The organism is Proteus cibi (assembly GCF_003144405.1).
Taxonomy (GTDB): Bacteria; Pseudomonadota; Gammaproteobacteria; order Enterobacterales; family Enterobacteriaceae; genus Proteus; species Proteus cibi.
Genome location: NZ_PENW01000027.1, coordinates 26,346 through 43,120 on the forward strand (window position 1 = coordinate 26,346; position 16,775 = coordinate 43,120).

Annotated in this window: 17 protein-coding genes and 1 tRNA gene; 7 read left to right on the plus strand and 11 right to left on the minus strand. The window is 37.4% G+C overall.

The features are described from left to right. Positions 1 to 157 precede the first annotated feature (157 nt). The 3 genes from DK865_RS14875 to DK865_RS14885 all read right to left on the minus strand — a co-directional run bounded on the left by DK865_RS14875 (position 158) and on the right by DK865_RS14885 (position 2,428). Positions 158 to 234, minus strand: a tRNA-Pro gene (locus tag DK865_RS14875). A 203-nt stretch (positions 235 to 437) separates the two neighbouring features. Next, the gene (yejM, locus tag DK865_RS14880) at positions 438 to 2,174 is read right to left on the minus strand and encodes an LPS biosynthesis-modulating metalloenzyme YejM (protein WP_023581383.1); all 1,737 of its coding nucleotides are present in this window, start codon (positions 2,172 to 2,174) and stop codon (positions 438 to 440) included. A gap of 26 nt (positions 2,175 to 2,200) precedes the next feature. Beyond that, positions 2,201 to 2,428 (minus strand): YejL family protein, encoded by a 228-nt coding sequence (locus DK865_RS14885; RefSeq protein ID WP_004247042.1) that lies wholly within the window; start codon positions 2,426 to 2,428, stop codon positions 2,201 to 2,203. A 155-nt stretch (positions 2,429 to 2,583) separates the two neighbouring features. Here DK865_RS14885 and yejK point away from each other — a divergent pair, with 155 nt between their 5' ends. After that, positions 2,584 to 3,588: a nucleoid-associated protein YejK gene (gene yejK / locus DK865_RS14890; RefSeq protein ID WP_023581384.1), complete on the plus strand. Its 1,005-nt coding sequence runs from the start codon at positions 2,584 to 2,586 to the stop codon at positions 3,586 to 3,588. 82 nt (positions 3,589 to 3,670) lie between these two features. Here the strand turns inward: yejK and rplY are convergent, their stop codons facing one another. Beyond that, the gene (rplY, locus tag DK865_RS14895) at positions 3,671 to 3,955 is read right to left on the minus strand and encodes a 50S ribosomal protein L25 (protein WP_023581385.1); all 285 of its coding nucleotides are present in this window, start codon (positions 3,953 to 3,955) and stop codon (positions 3,671 to 3,673) included. Between the two features lie 144 nt (positions 3,956 to 4,099). After that, the gene (locus DK865_RS14900) at positions 4,100 to 5,863 is read right to left on the minus strand and encodes a DEAD/DEAH box helicase (RefSeq protein WP_109392269.1); all 1,764 of its coding nucleotides are present in this window, start codon (positions 5,861 to 5,863) and stop codon (positions 4,100 to 4,102) included. A gap of 181 nt (positions 5,864 to 6,044) precedes the next feature. Here DK865_RS14900 and rsuA point away from each other — a divergent pair, with 181 nt between their 5' ends. The 3 genes from rsuA to DK865_RS14915 all read left to right on the plus strand — a co-directional run bounded on the left by rsuA (position 6,045) and on the right by DK865_RS14915 (position 8,840). Beyond that, the gene (gene rsuA, locus DK865_RS14905) at positions 6,045 to 6,749 is read left to right on the plus strand and encodes a 16S rRNA pseudouridine(516) synthase RsuA (protein WP_036912241.1); all 705 of its coding nucleotides are present in this window, start codon (positions 6,045 to 6,047) and stop codon (positions 6,747 to 6,749) included. A gap of 37 nt (positions 6,750 to 6,786) precedes the next feature. After that, complete coding sequence (locus DK865_RS14910; protein WP_323368375.1) at positions 6,787 to 7,971, plus strand: Bcr/CflA family multidrug efflux MFS transporter; 1,185 nt, start codon at positions 6,787 to 6,789, stop codon at positions 7,969 to 7,971. A gap of 521 nt (positions 7,972 to 8,492) precedes the next feature. Continuing rightward, a complete protein-coding gene (locus tag DK865_RS14915) occupies positions 8,493 to 8,840 on the plus strand; it encodes a YejG family protein (protein WP_036912246.1) in 348 nt (115 codons plus the stop codon). A 126-nt stretch (positions 8,841 to 8,966) separates the two neighbouring features. On the opposite strand, the gene mepS is transcribed toward DK865_RS14915, so the two are convergent. Both mepS and DK865_RS14925 read right to left on the minus strand, forming a co-directional pair. Next, positions 8,967 to 9,581, minus strand: a complete 615-nt coding sequence (gene mepS / locus DK865_RS14920; protein ID WP_109392271.1) for a bifunctional murein DD-endopeptidase/murein LD-carboxypeptidase — start codon at positions 9,579 to 9,581, stop codon at positions 8,967 to 8,969. Between the two features lie 362 nt (positions 9,582 to 9,943). Beyond that, positions 9,944 to 10,651 (minus strand): phosphatase PAP2 family protein, encoded by a 708-nt coding sequence (locus tag DK865_RS14925; RefSeq protein ID WP_023581390.1) that lies wholly within the window; start codon positions 10,649 to 10,651, stop codon positions 9,944 to 9,946. Between the two features lie 346 nt (positions 10,652 to 10,997). Between DK865_RS14925 and DK865_RS14930 the strand changes: the two genes are divergently transcribed. Beyond that, on the plus strand, positions 10,998 to 11,309 hold the full coding sequence (locus DK865_RS14930; RefSeq protein ID WP_036912249.1) for a hypothetical protein: 312 nt from the start codon (positions 10,998 to 11,000) through the stop codon (positions 11,307 to 11,309). Positions 11,310 to 11,574: 265 nt separating this feature from the next. Next, a complete protein-coding gene (locus DK865_RS14935) occupies positions 11,575 to 11,904 on the plus strand; it encodes a hypothetical protein (protein ID WP_109392272.1) in 330 nt (109 codons plus the stop codon). Between the two features lie 141 nt (positions 11,905 to 12,045). Here DK865_RS14935 and yeiP read toward each other — a convergent pair whose 3' ends face one another. From yeiP to DK865_RS14950, 3 genes are all read right to left on the minus strand, one after another. Then, positions 12,046 to 12,618 (minus strand): elongation factor P-like protein YeiP, encoded by a 573-nt coding sequence (gene yeiP / locus DK865_RS14940; protein ID WP_036912255.1) that lies wholly within the window; start codon positions 12,616 to 12,618, stop codon positions 12,046 to 12,048. Positions 12,619 to 12,779: 161 nt separating this feature from the next. After that, the gene (gene mtr / locus DK865_RS14945; RefSeq protein WP_023581394.1) at positions 12,780 to 14,021 is read right to left on the minus strand and encodes a tryptophan permease; all 1,242 of its coding nucleotides are present in this window, start codon (positions 14,019 to 14,021) and stop codon (positions 12,780 to 12,782) included. Positions 14,022 to 14,311: 290 nt separating this feature from the next. Next, positions 14,312 to 14,728, minus strand: coding sequence for an NUDIX domain-containing protein (locus DK865_RS14950; protein WP_023581395.1), 417 nt, complete (start codon positions 14,726 to 14,728; stop codon positions 14,312 to 14,314). A gap of 188 nt (positions 14,729 to 14,916) precedes the next feature. On the opposite strand from DK865_RS14950, the gene fruK reads away from it, so the two are divergent. Further along, on the plus strand, positions 14,917 to 15,855 hold the full coding sequence (gene fruK / locus DK865_RS14955) for a 1-phosphofructokinase (RefSeq protein WP_023581396.1): 939 nt from the start codon (positions 14,917 to 14,919) through the stop codon (positions 15,853 to 15,855). A 52-nt stretch (positions 15,856 to 15,907) separates the two neighbouring features. Here the strand turns inward: fruK and nfo are convergent, their stop codons facing one another. Beyond that, the gene (nfo, locus tag DK865_RS14960) at positions 15,908 to 16,750 is read right to left on the minus strand and encodes a deoxyribonuclease IV (protein WP_023581397.1); all 843 of its coding nucleotides are present in this window, start codon (positions 16,748 to 16,750) and stop codon (positions 15,908 to 15,910) included. Positions 16,751 to 16,775: the final 25 nt, after the last annotated feature.

Consider the following 16,775-nt stretch of genomic DNA (forward strand, 5'->3'; position numbering starts at 1 on the left):
ATAGCAAGGAGAAAAGGGCGATTTTATGAGCTAAAGAAAGGAGGGTTTTGAGAGGTGATTTGTCGTCGTTTTACCCCAGTTTTACCCCTATTTTACCCCGCACAAATTTTAGGCATAAAAAAACCAACCGTAAGTGGTTGGTTTTCTTAATTAAAAATGGTCGGCATGATAGGATTTGAACCTACGACCCCTGACACCCCATGACAGTGCGCTACCAGGCTGCGCTACATGCCGTTTGTGCCCTGTATATTACTGTTTTTAGCTGCTAAAGCAACCCTTTGCTAATTAAGTGATGTAATTTTATACGCTACTTAATTGTGNCAGTGCGCTACCAGGCTGCGCTACATGCCGTTTGTGCCCTGTATATTACTGTTTTTAGCTGCTAAAGCAACCCTTTGCTAATTAAGTGATGTAATTTTATACGCTACTTAATTGTGTTAGCGTTCAATAAAACGCTTCTGCTCAGCCAGAACTTGCAGTAATAATTTTAAATCCGGTTTTGCAGAGCTGATCTCTTTCCCGGATTTATCAAATAAAGCGTACCGACCATGCTTATCTATCAATAAGGTATTATCTTGTAAAAAGACGACAAATGCCTCTTCATCACCTGTAAAAATCCATGGGTGATTACGAGTACTTGCGAATAAATCTTCACCTTGTGAATAGTTATCAGCTGGACTAATGACATGTAAAACATGTTGCATCAAGGTTGTCATAACATCTTGATGGCTTGTCATGCGATCAATAACCTGTGGTGTCATATTTGGCCAATGTATTATCAAAGGCACTTGTGACTGGCTTAAATTAAAGGTGGTCTTATCTGAAAGCCATTGGTTAATCTGTTTCTTATTACTGTCTTGATGATAGCTAGAAGTGACAACCACAACAGTATTATCTAGCACCTTGGTTTCTTGTAATGTCTTAAATATTGTCTCTAGTTGGTCATCTAATGCGTTGCGTTGAGATGCATTATTGGTGTGACCATCAATTTGTAAGAAAGAGAACCAAGGGGCTACTTGGTTGTTTTTGACCAACCAAGTACTCCAACTATCAATGGTGGCATTGTTATCACCACTGCGTGATGTTGGGAGAGAGAAATCTGATAGAACAGCCTGTTTGAACAGTGGGGTTTGGAAACCATTAGTTGAAAACAAGGCTAATTGGTAGTTCCGATAACTTAACGCATCGAAAAGGGCAGAGTTTTTTCTGTTACTTAATACACTGTCTAAATAAGAAGGTGAAATACCATAAAAGAGACCAAATAATGCAGTGTCATTATTGATGCCTGATGAATAATGCTGTGAAAAATAAAGATTATTTTGCGCAAATTTTTGCAAGCTTGGTAATTCAGGTACTTCTTCGTTACCTAGACCATCAATGACAACCACTAGCAAGTTATAAGAATAAGTATCCTTTGCATAGATTAATGGAGCAAGAGGGTAGGTGATACCTTGTGCTGTGGGATTACCTTCACTAATAACACGTTGCTCATATTCTGATTGATTAATAAAACCATGGCGCTCAAGGAATTTACGTGCCGTCATTGGATAAGATAGCGGTAAATTAGCACGTTGCATGGTGATTGGGCGATAGAAATTCGCATCAGCCCAAATTGACATTGAGTGAGATAATATAAAGCAAGTAATAAAGACACCCGCTAATGGTTTACCCCAACGTTGGCGATTTAAGCTACGTAATTTTTGCCAACTCCATGTTGCAAACAGCATTTCAACAAGAAAGATGATGGGAATGCCAATAAAGATAAGTTGCCATTCACGCGCCATTTCGCCTTCATCTGGATTAATGACGAGATCCCAAACAAGTTGAGTCAAATGGAGTTGAAATTGCTGGTAAACGGCGATATCAAAAATGAGGATAGTTAATCCGGCACTGGCAAGGGCGCAGGAAATAACTCTAAGTAGCCGTTGAGAAACCGCGACAAAGGTGAGAGGGAAAAGGATGAGTATATAGATAGCAAAGACAATAAAACTAAAATGTCCCATCCAACTCACAATAGCGTAAAAACGACCAGCAAATGTTGCAGGCCAATCAGAAATAAACAGGTAACGGCTTCCAAGCAGTAAGCTTAGAATAATATTAAATAGCGCAAACCAGTGACCCCAACTGATCATTTGGGATACTTTTTCACGATAGGACTGAGGTCTCGTTACCATGTCTATAAATAATTTTTCTATGTTTATTAGTGAATATTGCCTTCATCAATTGAAGCACGCAATGCGTGAACAAAAGAATCTGCAATCAGCATTCGTTGAGCAGGGGCAATACTTGTATTAATTAAGTTTGTCACCATGTTCCCCAACACCATCAAAGAAAGATCTGTAGGAGTATGATGTTTTTCAAGAACGCTGACAAGTTCTGCAAGTAATTGCTCAACTTGTTCATCACTATAACGGGATTTTTGTGGCATAAAATCTGAATTCCTACTAAATGAATAAAACGCTATATGTTACCGTATTACTAGGTCTTTTTCCGCTATTAAATTAATTAATTTTCCCTTGATACTGAAAGTAGGGAGTGTTTGAATACGCGCACGAGAAAGAGACGCAATAGAAGAGGACGACCATGAGTCTAGATATTAACCAATTAGTTTTGCATCAACTTATTAAGCGAGATGAGCAGACATTAGAAGTTGTGCTACGGGATTCACTCTTAGAAATTGAACCTGTTGTTCAGGAGATGATTGAAGAGTTGCATCGCGTATACAGTGCAAAAAGTAAAGCTTATGGTCTGTTTAATGAAGAAAGCGAATTAGCAGAAGCGCTACGCTTACAACGTAAAGGCGAAGAAAACTTTTTAGGTTTTTCACGAGCTGCAACGGTGAGACTAAAGGATGAATTAGCAAAATACCCTTTTGCAGAAGGTGGCACCGTTCTATTTTGTCATTATCGCTATTTAGCGGTGGATTACCTTTTAATTGCTGTACTAAGTAGCTGTAACAGTATGTGGGTAAATGACAGCCTTGATGTGTCATCAACACGTTATTTAGATATTCCTCATGCAGACATTATTGCTCGTATCGATTTAACTGAGTGGGAAACGGCACCCGAATCTTTACGTTATTTAACGTTTTTAAAAGGTCGTGTTGGACGCAAAGTCTCTGATTTTTTCATGGACTTTTTAGGTGCTCAAGAAGGCTTAAACGCTAAAGTTCAAAATAAAGGCTTATTACAAGCGGTTGACGATTTTTGTGAAGCTTCAGAAATGGGTAAACAAGAACGTCAAACTTGCCGTGAGCAAGTATACAGTTACTGTAACGAGCAATTACAATCGGGCGAAGAAATTGCCTTAACAGAGCTTGCAGAAGAATTACCATCTTTGGGCGATCAAAACTTTGCTCAATTTACTGAAGAAAAAGGCTATGAATTAGCGGAAACCTTCCCAGCCGATCGCAGTACGTTACGTCAACTGATGAAGTACTCAGGAAGTGGTGGTGGATTAACAGTGAATTTTGATGCGAAATTATTAGGGGAGAGAATATTCTGGGACCCAGCAACAGATACACTCACCATTAAAGGTACACCGCCTAATTTACGTGATCAGCTACAACGAAGAGCATCAGAAAAATAATTAAACAGTAGAAACAAATAACGCCACATTAAGTGGCGTTATATGCTCGGCGTCCCGAAAATAAAGCTCGAAGGGTGGCTTATTAAGCGCGCAGGAAGTCGATATGAGTAATTTTTGGTTTATACTCGTGACGTTGCACTGCTTTAACTTTAACTTTAGTTTCTTTACCATCGATAACCAGGTTTACGAAATCTGAATAGAATTCTGATTTGTGTTCTTGGTTGATAACTTCGTTGTGATCTAAATCGATAGCGATTGGCTCTTCATTTCCGCCATAAACGATAGCAGGAAAACGGTTAGCCACACGCAGGCGGCGGCTCGCACCCTTACCCTGCTCTTTACGTACAGTTGCTTTGATAGTTAACATCTTTTTTCTCTTATAAAAAAGAAAGAAAATACATACTTGTTACAGGCGACCCAGCAACAAGCTCGAGATTTGGTTTATCTAAAAATAGATAAAGCGGGGCGCATTTTAACGAAAAAGTCCTCTAACAGCAAATATAAATCCAGATTAATACAAGGTATCTGCTTTTCGGTAGCGACCTGCATAGTCAAAAATCTTATTTCTTATCTTCCAGAAGCTCTCTTTTTTACCTTTATGTGCCACAATAAAGTCAGGATGACGTAACCAATCAAATTGTTTAATAATGTCGCTGGCATTATGCCAAACAAAAGGAACACCTGGTGCGCGTTGATGTTCACGTAAAAATTTTAATTCAAATACTTTTCGTTGAGCTGGGGTTGTTAATCGAAAACGTTCAGAGACAGAAGTGCCTTCTTCATCGTAATAATTAATTTCTAACCATTCACCTTTAACATCATTTCCTGATTTAAATTGCATTCCACCACAGCGTAGAACTAATGCCCCTTTGAGTTTTAATGCTGCTTTGAGCATATCATCAGGATCAACCAAGATCTCATCACAATGAACACAGCGACGTGCTGCAATATCATTCTCTTCATTGCAGTGAGGGCATAATTTAAAGCGGAAACGAAATTCACATTGTTGTTTTTGCCCTTGTTCATTGAGTTCCCAACCTTGGCAGCGGCGACCATAGTGTTCAATGATATCCCCATCAGCATCTACAATGCCCCAAAAGGTATTGGCAAATTGGCAAAGAGGACAAAAAACTTGTACAGGCTTACTGTTTGGATTGGGTTTTTTAGTACCAACTTCGGGGAGATAGAGATCATGAGGATTTCCCGCATAATCTAAAATCAAGCATTCTGTTTTTCCTGCAAATAATCTTAAACCACGTCCTACAATTTGCTGGTATAAACTCACAGACTCAGTGGGGCGTAAGATTGCAATTAAATCAACATGTGGTGCATCAAAGCCAGTTGTGAGTACGGCAACGTTAACCATATAACGTAATTGTTGCTGTTTAAAACGGGAAATAAGATCATCACGTTCATAAGAGGGGGTATCCGCACTGACTAATGCCGCTTCATCTTGTGGTAAAAGAGAAAGGATCTCTTTTGCATGTTCAACCGTTGCTGCAAATATCATTACACCTCGGCAATTTTGCGCATATTCAATAATTTGCGCCACAATATGAGGTGTAATACGTTTTTGTCTCTTTATTTCACGGTTTAGATCTTCTTCATTAAATATTCCATTTTGACTTGTTCTTACTTGGCTAAAGTCATATTGCAATATAGGCATATCTAGGCGAGTTGGTGGAACTAAAAAATGATTGCTTATCATATAGCGCAAAGGCAATTCATAGATACAATCACGGAAAAAGCAGTTTTCATCGCCTCTGATCATACCGTGATAATGATATTGATAAATCCAACCAGTAGGTAAACGATAAGGTGTTGCAGTTAATCCTAAGATCCGTAATTGTGGATTAATGGATTGTAATTGTTTAATGACTTGCTGATATTGGCTATCTTCAGACAAACTAATGCGATGGCATTCATCAATAATAAGAAGAGAAAAAGTATCACTAAACCGTGACAAATTACGAGCAACAGATTGCACACTACCAAATACAACTTTTCCGCTACTTTCTTTTTGTTGTAGACCCGCAGCAAAAATATCCGCAGATAGACCATAAGCCTCATATTTGCTATGGTTCTGTTCTACTAATTCTTTTACGTGTGCTAGCACCAATACACGTCCGCGCGCTTTTTTAGCGAGTTCTGCAATCACTAAACTTTTTCCTGCGCCAGTAGGTAATACAATTACCGCAGGTGTATTGTGTTGGCGAAAATAAGAGATTGTCGCGTTAACAGCGTCAAGTTGATAAGGTCTGAGTGTAAAAGCCATAACTCTGTATAAGAAATCAAACGGAGCATCAGCGTAACATTTTTTTATGAAAGGCGCGAATCAGGGAGGCGTAAAGGGCGTGATAGTTTATTTATAAATTAATTAGTTGTTTTATTGTTAATATTCATTTTTAATAGATACCTCATATCAGATGGTATTCTTCCATTTTTCAGAGAAATTCATGCGATTAGATAAATTTTTATCCCAGCAATTGGGTATTAGCCGTAGCTTGATCCTTCGTGAATTAAGAGCAGGGCTTGTAACAATTGATGGCGAAATGGTGAAAAGCGGTTCAACCAAAATTGCACCAGAGCAAGAAGTAGCTTATGACGGTAATGTCTTAACTCAAATTTTAGGACCTCGTTACTTTATGTTGAATAAGCCAATTGGCTATGTATGTTCAACAGACGATCCCGTTAATCCAACTATCCTCTATTTTATTGATGAACCTTTGGCACATAAATTACATGCTGCTGGGCGTTTAGATATTGATACAACAGGGCTTGTTTTATTGACAGATAATGGTCAATGGTCGCATCGTATTACGGCACCAAAACATCATTGTGAAAAAACCTATCGTGTTACGTTAGAAGAGCCGATTGGGGAAAGTGTCGCTGAACAATTCCAAAAAGGTGTTCAACTCAACGGCGAAAAAGATCTCACAAAACCTGCTACGTTAGAAATTATTACCCCTACAGAAGTCAAACTCACTATTAGTGAAGGCAAATATCACCAAGTAAAACGTATGTTTGCCGCTGTGGGTAATCATGTAAGTGCATTACATCGTGAGCGTATTGGGGACATCACATTAGATGAGACTTTAGCTGAGGGCGAATATCGTCCATTAACAGAAGAAGAGATCAACAGCATTCACCTGCCTCAATAATTATTATTCATCCTGTCGTTTTTGGGAGTTTATCTGCGTGCAACAGCAACGTTCGTCGTACCTTAGTCTCATTTTAATACTGGGACTTATTTCCATGCTTATGCCATTGGCGATAGATATGTATTTGCCAAGTTTACCTACTATTGCGCAAGATTTTGGTGTGCCTAGTGGTAAAGTGCAAATGACATTAAGTATCTATATTTTTGGCTTTGCTATTGGACAATTAGTCTATGGTCCTATGGCTGATAGCTTAGGGCGTAAGCCTGTCATTTTGGGCGGCGTAATTGTTTTTGCTTTTGCCTCTAGTGCATGTGCATTATCTGAATCAATAGATATGCTAATTGGCATGCGTTTTTTACATGGCTTTGCAGCCGCTGCGGCAAGTGTGGTGATTAACGCACTGATGAGGGATATGTTTTCTAGAGATGACTTCTCTAGAAGTATGTCTTTTGTTGCGCTTGTTATGACTATCGCGCCTTTATTAGCACCATTATTAGGTGCTTGGGTGATGAATTGGTTTTCATGGCATGCTATTTTTTGGAGTATCGCGATAGCTGCTGTGATTGCATCGGCATTAATTGCTTTTTATATTCCAGAAACATTACCAAAAGAGCGTCGCCAACGTTTTAGCCTAAGAGTGACATTTAGCCAATTTATTAGCCTGTTTAGAACACGTCGTGTCCTTTGCTATATTTTGGCTTCAGGTTTTTCTTTTGCTGGCATGTTTTCATTTCTTAGTGCTGGCCCCTTTGTCTACATCGAATTACATGGTATTCCCTTTGATCAATTTGGATTATATTTTGGTTTTAATATTATCTTCTTAATTGTGATGACAAGCATTAATGGGCGATATGTTCGTCGATTTGGTGCGCTGAATATGTTACGCCTAGGATTAACTATTCAATGTTTTATGGGGATCTTTTTATTGCTGGTGGTCGCTTTTAATTTACATTTTTATTACCTTGTCGTGGGAGTTGCAATGTATGTGGGCGGGATCGCGATGATCACATCGAATGCGATGGCCGTAATTCTTGATGATTATCCCCATATGGCAGGGACGGTTTCTTCTCTTGCAGGAACAGTGCGTTTTGGTGTAGGTGCTTTAGTTGGAACGGCTATTGCTATGCTACCAGCAAAATCAGAATGGCCAATGGTAAGTTCTATGGCATTCTGTGTGCTGTTTGCTATGGGTTTTATTTTGCTTGCTCGTCGTTATAAATAAGAACACCACGCTATAAATAATTAGAAATTTATAGCGTGCTCCTCTTTTCCTGCCTCTATTTCCGCTAAAAACACCAGATTTTCCTCTGCTGTATTTCATGAATCGTTTCAAATTAGTGTGATTTTTTGATTTGAATCAATACTTGATGTTGTCACTTTGTTAAATTAAGTAAAATTTATTTTAATAATCATCTATTGTTGTTTTGTTGATATGTAGTATCGTGATAAAAATTGATGGATTGTTTTACTTGAATGCGTAATATTTTATACAATTATTTTATATAGTTGATAAAATGTTAAATAAATGAAAGAATAATTGAAGAGATTAAGCATTGCAGACATGAATATCTGCAAACACTAAGCTAAACGAATGGTTTGATACGTCTCTTCGCTTTTTTTGTAAAGCAATTGTAACATTTATGTTCTATGATTAACAAAGTTCTAATATGCGTGTGAGCAAGTCAGTTCAAACTCGTATTGATGATGTATTAAATTAACGTGTTGATGAAACAGGATTGATTTGTGGATAATGTACAACTTTCGGTAGTTCATAAGCTGCCGCTGAGTTATCGGTGGCTAGCGGGCTTTGCAGGCACAAGAGTAGAAATACTGCCTGAAAATGATGCTGGAAAGCAAAATACGCTGATTGGCTTAAAATTATTAAGTCATGATGGTATGACACTGGATGAAGCAATACAGAATTTGCGTCAGTATCTGAGTAATCTCCATATTGATAGCGTTGTGATTGAATGGGATGGATCGCCTTGCCTTTTCCTTCATAGCGATGATGAATGTGCTGCATTATGTTGCTTAAAAAACGCGGGGGTTGCTATTGCTGAGCCATTCCCAACAGCATATTCTTATTTATAACATCGGCTTAATGTTATAAAACCAAGGTAGTTACTGTGCGATTCAAGCATGGTCAAAGAATACAAAAAAAGCCTCATTATTTAATTAATGAGGCTTTTTTATTGCAATAAGATATAAGGGAATTAATTATCTTAATACATTTTGCGAAAGGTTGTTTTCAACAAGGTACGCGTCATTTTTATCAATAACACGTCTAGCGGCATAAAAACGTTTATTCCAGTAGGTATTAGACATTTCTGATACTGTTACACCGTTGCTGGTGGATGCATGTACAAATTTATCATTACCGATGTAAATTCCAACATGGCGCATAGTACGGCCTGTTTTAAATAGAACAAGATCGCCTGCTTGTAATTTTGATTTATTAACCTGAGTACCAGAGAACTGTTGGTCTGAAGTTGAGCGAGGGAGTTCTACACCGAATTGGTCAAGAAAAGTTCTTTGTACAAAGGCAGAGCAATCGATGCCTTTTTTAGTATCTCCACCTAAACGATAAGCAACACCTTTCCAGTCTGCATATTGGTCAAGTATCTTAGATTTTATATCGAGATTCTTCACCAATGATTCAAATTCATCTTGTGATGCTTGGGAAATTGATGTGCTTGTTGATGTATTAAGTGGGGTGGTGCTTGAATTCGCTAAGCGTGAATTTGCGTTCTGTGAGCTACATGCTGATAGCGTAGCTACAACAATGAACGCCGGTATGAGCTTAAGCATTCTCATATACGGTTTTGTTCTCATTGTGACAGATTTCCCTTACATCCTTACGTGCAGAAGCGCACATGAATTATTCACCAAATAACCAGAGAATATAGTGTAATTTAACTCTGGCAACCCTATTTCGCGAAAAACGTGCTCTAAAGCACGTAAATATCCACATTAAACAATAAATAATGAGGAAACCAGAAAAGTGTACAGAAAGAGGGACTAAATGGCGAGAGAAAAGGAGCTTAATTTACAAAACATTAGATAATAAAGTGCTAATACTTAAAATAGATCTCATTTTGTCATAATAATATCATTTAATTGTCAAAAAAATGACCAAAAGAATAAGTGCAATATTACACTTATTCTTTTTTTATAAGTTAGATGTGTTTTCCCTTTTATTTTTTAAAAGGAAGATATTTTTCTAATTGTCTGACAATAAAATCTGATAATGGCGTAATTAATAACCAACTTGTTGTGATTAAAGTTAAAGAAATAGAACCAACTAATATATCTGATGCCCAGTGTGCACCGGCCATCACTCTTGGTAATGAAAATACGACAGTAATAAGAAGAGCACATAAGAAAGCACGAAACGAGAGATAACGTAATATAAAGCTACAGAAGATAAGTAGCATTAAACCATGATCGCCGGGAAAGCTATCACCTGAGGCATCTTTTGTCGGAATGCCAGTCACAACGCCCACTCTATGCACATCTTGAAAATGAAGTGTCGGGCTTGGTCTTTCAATTGGAATATTTTGCCCAATTTGATTAATCAGCACTGCACTTATTACCATCACTAATCCCACGATGACAAGATGGCGTTTACCCATATAATCTTTTTTACGAAATGTATTGTAATAAAGTGCACCCATCGCCAGCAAAATAACCAAATCAAACTTTCTATTATTGGTATAAGCCACAAAAGAGGCAAAAAAAGTATCAGGTAAAATGTGCTGATTAAAAAAATAAAAAATATGGGTGTCAATTGATAGCCAAAATCCATGTTGTGCTGGAAGATACCACGAGAAAAAAATAATTAGTCCTGCAAGATTAAGTAGAAAAATAGCCAGTGCTTTTTGGTGAAAATAAGAAAGTTTCATAGTAATAAAATGACAAATTTTGCGTGTATTTGGTGATCTAGATCACAATAAGTTTGAGTTTGATTATAGGACTATAACCAAAATAAAAAAATAGATCTTTGCAATTTGCTGTCTATGCAAATGTTATACTTTGGTTTCATTTCTGTTGGATTTTTTCATATCCACTTAACTCAAATTTAGAATATTTTTTCTTGATGCTCGTAATTTGAGTATTATATAATTTTTTTCTATTCTTTAATTAAAGATAAAAGTTAAATAAATAAAGTAACAGGCCGATATTAGTTAAGACTTTAATAACATATTGGCTTGTGGAATCTATACACCCAATAATCATAGGAGATTAGTTTTGAATAAGCTATGTATTGCAGCTACGTGCTTAACTTTATTATTAAGTACATCTACTTTGGCTAAAGAAAATAAAGTCATTGGTTCTGGAACGATAACTTTTGTTGGTGCAATTGTTGAGGGCAATTGTCTAATGGATACAGAGAAAAATACTTTTAAAACAAGCTGTTGGAATGGAACTGAAATGCAGGAATCTCAATATAAGTTAGAAAGGAATAAGCACTTTAGCTCTAAATTGATTAACAACAAAGGTTCTATGGATATTAAATGGATTAATGATAATTTAGCTGTAATGAATATTGTTTATAATTAATTTTCCTAGTTCTAATAATAAAAATAATTGTATTAATTAAATAAAATTTTAATGCTTTTATAGAAAGGTTATTAAAGTTAAAAATATTTCACTTAAGTTTAATCAACGTTGATTTCTTATTTATAAATATCGAACACTTATATTTGATAGACATCAAATATTCCTCTTCTGTCTATATAAATGTCATATTTTATTGCTATGATGAAAATATGTCGGGTAGGTGTGATCCTCATACCTGCTAGCGCAAACAAGAAGTGAGGTCGTTATGAGAAAATATCTGACCGTAGTATGCAGTCTTCTCGTTTCCAGTTCGATATCATTAGCTTGGGCATCTGATCCCATGCAAACAACAGGGCAGATTTATCTGCGGGGTGCGATTGTAGATCCTGCATGTGAGATGAATTTCACATTTGATAAAGCTGAATACCAATGTTACAAACACAACAAAGTGTTTACATCTACTCAATCTATTGTTCCTGCGTCTTTTGATAAATCCCAACAAACTATTATTTTGCCTCAAGATATGGGCAAGGCTGAGATCCGTTGGATGGATGATACCCAAAAGAATGGTGTTATTGATGTTCAATATTTTTAAGGCGTCGGCGGGTAGACAGAGGTAGGAAGCAAAAGATAAACAAGTCAAATAATCGTTTGTCACATTGGGTTTCTTACGATTATCTGACCTATTTAAAGCAACATTAGCTATATGCTAATGAGTAGGCCTTTTGACTGTTGATTAGTCAGCTCGACCCATATAGCGACGTTCAGCAATATGGATACGAACTTTATCGCCAGTAGAAAGGTATTCAGGAACCTGAATAACTAACCCTGTTGGTAAGGTTGCAGGCTTAGTTCGAGCACTTGCAGAAGCGCCTTTAATCCCTGGAACAGTTTCAACAATTTCCATATCAACAGTTTGTGGCAATTCTAATGCTAAAACTTGACCATCCATTGTTAATACTTGCATTCCCGCTAAGCCTTCCTCAGGAATAAACAGTAACTCATCTTCAATTTGATCTTTTTTGAAGGTATACGGTGTGTAATCTTCATTATCCATAAAGATGTATTCATCACCATCAATGTAAGAAAAGCTAACAGCACGACGCGTTAAGCTGATGGTATCAATCATATCATCGCCTTTAAAACGCTCCTCTACTTTCTGGCCTGTACGGATATCAGTAAAACGCATTTTGTACAGTGTACTAGCCCCACGCGCACTGGGTGCTTGGATGTCGATATCTTTTACCAGTAATAACTTGTTATTATAGTTAACAGCCATACCACGTTTAATTTCATTGGCTTTTGCCATATAAAACCTTCCATTAAATAACATTGACGATAATGGCGACAAAATTACTCGCAGTGCAGAAACTTGGCAAGTTATTCGCACATTTTTTTATAAGATTTGATGAAAAAATAAAGCCAGCTCAAATATGGGCTGGCTTTCGATGATGGCTGTTAGAAAAGAAATTAACGGTAGATAGGAAGAAGATTAAAGTTCGCTAAAATATGTGCACTGGCATTGATAACACCAAATAAAATGACGAAACCAATCATAAATAGACCACCAGGCGCTTTAAAGCTTTGACTCTGATTACGTTCACGACTCGCTTTTGCCATTAATGCTGGAATAATAGCCGCCCAAATGGTTGCTGCCAGTCCTGCAAAACCAATGGCATATAAGAAACCATCAGGAAAAATAATTGCCAAAATAGTCGGTGGTATAAAGGTGACTAATGCAGATTTTAATCGACCGCTTCCTGTATTCGAAAACTTAAAGAAGTCTGCTAAGTAATCGAACAATCCTAATGACACGCCTAAGAATGAACTTGCCAATGCCATATAAGAGAACAAGTCTAACAACATTGATACAGAGGCATTAGCCGTTGTTGAACGCATTTGCGCTAATAAGTTACCAATATTCCCACCATCAGCAATCACTTGTTTGAAACCTTCACGAGGAATATTACCTTGTACAACGAACTGCCATAAAATATAAATTGCCAGAGAAATCAATGTACCAATAAGCAAGCTTTTCATGACAGCTTTACCATCTTTACGGTAATACGTCACTAAGCCTGGAATATTGCCGTGATAACCAAATGAGGTCAGTAAATAAGGTAATGCGGCTAAAGCATAAGGCAAGTAACTTGCATTGCTTTCATTGGTATTAAATAGCACTGGCATTTTTACTTCTGTAAATAGACCGCCAATGGCTAGCACAAAGGCAATTACCATACCGCCAATTAAAATGGTGCTTAATCTATCTACGGCGCGTGTTGATAACCAAACAAAGAAAGCAACAATTAACGCAAAGACTAAACCTGCAATAGCTTGAGGTACGCTTATCACATTTGCAAAGTTTTGCACAATAATGGAGCTACCCGCAGAAATATAAGCGTAAGTTAAAATATAAAGCACAAACGCAATAGATAATCCATTAATGGTGCTCCAACCTTTTCCTAATAAGTCTTTGGTAATGGTATGAAAGCTTGAACCTAAAGGATAATGCAGGTTCACTTCTAAAATCATTAACCCAGACATAAATAAACAAAACCAAGTGTAGATCAAAAGAAAAATAGAACCGGTAAACCAGACACCGGAAGTCACAATAGGAATGGAAAACATGCCTGCACCCACAGCGGTGCCAGCAATGATCATTGCACCACCAAGTATGGATGGGCGCTTTGTTATTGATGTGACTTCTGACATAGGATGTCCTTATAAAATTGACTCAATGTACTAGCTTGATGGTGTAAAGAATACACGTTTGCCATAAAGGTGTAAATAGAGGTTATTGTGCTTTATAAAAGAAAAAAGTGAGTAAAAATAATACAGTAGGAAAAGGTAATTATATAAATCAATAGATTAGTGAGAGGATTATTAGAAATGATAAAGAAATACCGCTATAAATAAGTGAAGATTTGCGCAGAAATAGATAATCTGAACATTATTCTGAACAAAAAAGATCCAGAATAATGAAAGTGATAGGGTATTTTTAATTAGCCTTGATAAAACTGCTTACTTTTCCATAATGCAATGGAATTGCGACTAGCTTCGAAGTGTGGCTCAGGTAAATCATCTGGAGAACACCAGCGAAGTTCAGAACATTTATCTGGCTCCATCAATTTAGGCTCGTCACCTTGATATTGTGCGATCATACAAATAGAAACAGTGTGTTTACCTTCTAATTGGTAAGTTTCTAGATTATTGCTAATACCAATCACTTGTGGCTTCGTGATCGCAATACCAATCTCTTCTTCTATTTCTCGAATAGCACATTGCTCAAAAGTTTCACCTTCATCAACATGTCCACCAAAAATTGACCAATAAGGGGCGTGCTTTCCACAACGTTTTCCTAATAACACTTCACCATTTTCATTAGTGATAATGACGCCCACGCCGACTACGACTGACATTTGAGACTCCTTTTTTCTTTTTTATATAGTTAATGTATAAAATAAGTCGTTTTTACGGGCAATATTCTCTATTGAGGATGAATAGAGTGCAAGAAGAACCTCGCTCAATTTCACTGAATAAAAGGTTAATTAATGCTATATATAGCATCCTAAATATTCATAATAAAAAATGATTGGGGAGTGAAGGCATGAGTCGCCGTGTCGCTACGATCACCTTAAACCCTGCTTATGATCTTGTTGGTGCTTGTCCAGCTATTGATGTAGGTGGTGTTAATTTAGTCCGAACTGCTGGGCTTAATCCTGCGGGTAAAGGCAATAATGTCGCGAAAGTTTTACGTGATTTAGGTATCGACATTACTGTTAGTGGGTTTATGGGACGCGAAAATCAAGAAGAGTTTCAGCACTTTTTTAGTGAAAATGGGATGGCGAACCGTTTTTATCTCGTGTCAGGACGAACACGCATTAATGTGAAGCTAACTGAGGGAAAAGGGCAAGTCACGGACTTTAATTTTTCAGGATTTACAGTATCACCGCAAGATTGGCAGCGTTTTGCAACGGACTCGCTTAATTGGCTTGGTCATTTCGATATGGTGGTTGTCAGTGGTAGTTTACCGAATGGTGTTGATCCTGAAGCCTTTACCCAATGGATGATTAAGTTAAGAAGATTATGCCCGTGCATTATTTTTGACAGTAGTCGTGATGCTTTAGTCGCAGGTTTAAAAGCCGCCCCTTGGTTGATAAAACCTAATCATCGTGAATTAGAGGCGTGGGCTGGGCATTCATTAACTGAAATGGCAGATATTATTCAAGTGGCTCATCAACTGCGAGATAAAGGCATTGCACATGTCGTTATTTCACTGGGTGAAAGAGGGGCTTTGTGGGTAAATGCCTCTGGTGCATGGCTTGCAAAACCGCCACATTGTGATGTGATAAGCACCGTGGGTGCAGGCGATTCAATGGTTGCTGGATTAGTATATGGCTTATTAATGAGCCAAACGAGTGAGCATACATTGCGCCTTGCAACCGCTATTTCTGCGTTATCAGTCAGTCAACCTGATGTAGGAATAAAAGACAGAAGCCAGCTTGCTGAAATGATGACTAAGATTGAATTAACTCCCATTAAATAAACTCATTTGCGGTTTATTGTTATAAAACGAAAAACCGCAAATTTCATTACTGTTAGGATTGTTGTGATTTCAACCAAGCAATTTCTTCTGGCCAAATATCAGGATTAATCGTTTCTAAAATCAGCGGAATACCATCAAAACGTTTATCTTGCATAATATAACTAAAAGGCACTTTACCTATATTACCTTCACCTAAACTATGGTGGCGGTCTACACGACTGGCCAATTCGCTTTTTGCATCATTAAGGTGCATCGCTTTTAGGTATTGAAAGCCGACAATCTTTTCAAATTCAGCGAATGTTTTTTCGCAATCTTCAATTGTTCTTAGATCATAACCTGCGGCGAAAGTGTGGCAGGTATCAATACAAACACCTACACGAGATTTATCTTCTACACCATCAATAATGGCGGCGAGATGTTCAAAACGATAGCCTAGGTTTGTTCCTTGTCCTGCTGTATTTTCAATTACGGCAGTGACATTTTTAGTTTTCTCTAAAGTGATGTTAATTGATTGGGCAATTTTTTGTAGACACTTATCAACATCAATCTTATTTAAATGACTTCCTGGATGAAAATTGAGTAACTCAATACCCAGTTGTTCACACCGCTGCATTTCATCTAGAAATGCATCTCTTGATTTTTCGAGAGCATCTTCTTCAGGGTGACCTAAATTAATGAGATAACTGTCATGGGGTAAAATTTGAGAAGGGCTATAGCTATAAATCTCACAGTTCTTTTTAAATTTATCAATAACTTCTGTGGATAATGGTGCGGCTTTCCACTGGCGCTGATTCTTAGTAAAAAGGGCAAACGCCGTCGCTTTTATTTCATGTGCGCGTAATACCGCCTGATCGACGCCACCAGCAGCACTGACATGTGCGCCAACAAATTTCATTTTTTCTCTCCTTAGATTTATTTTA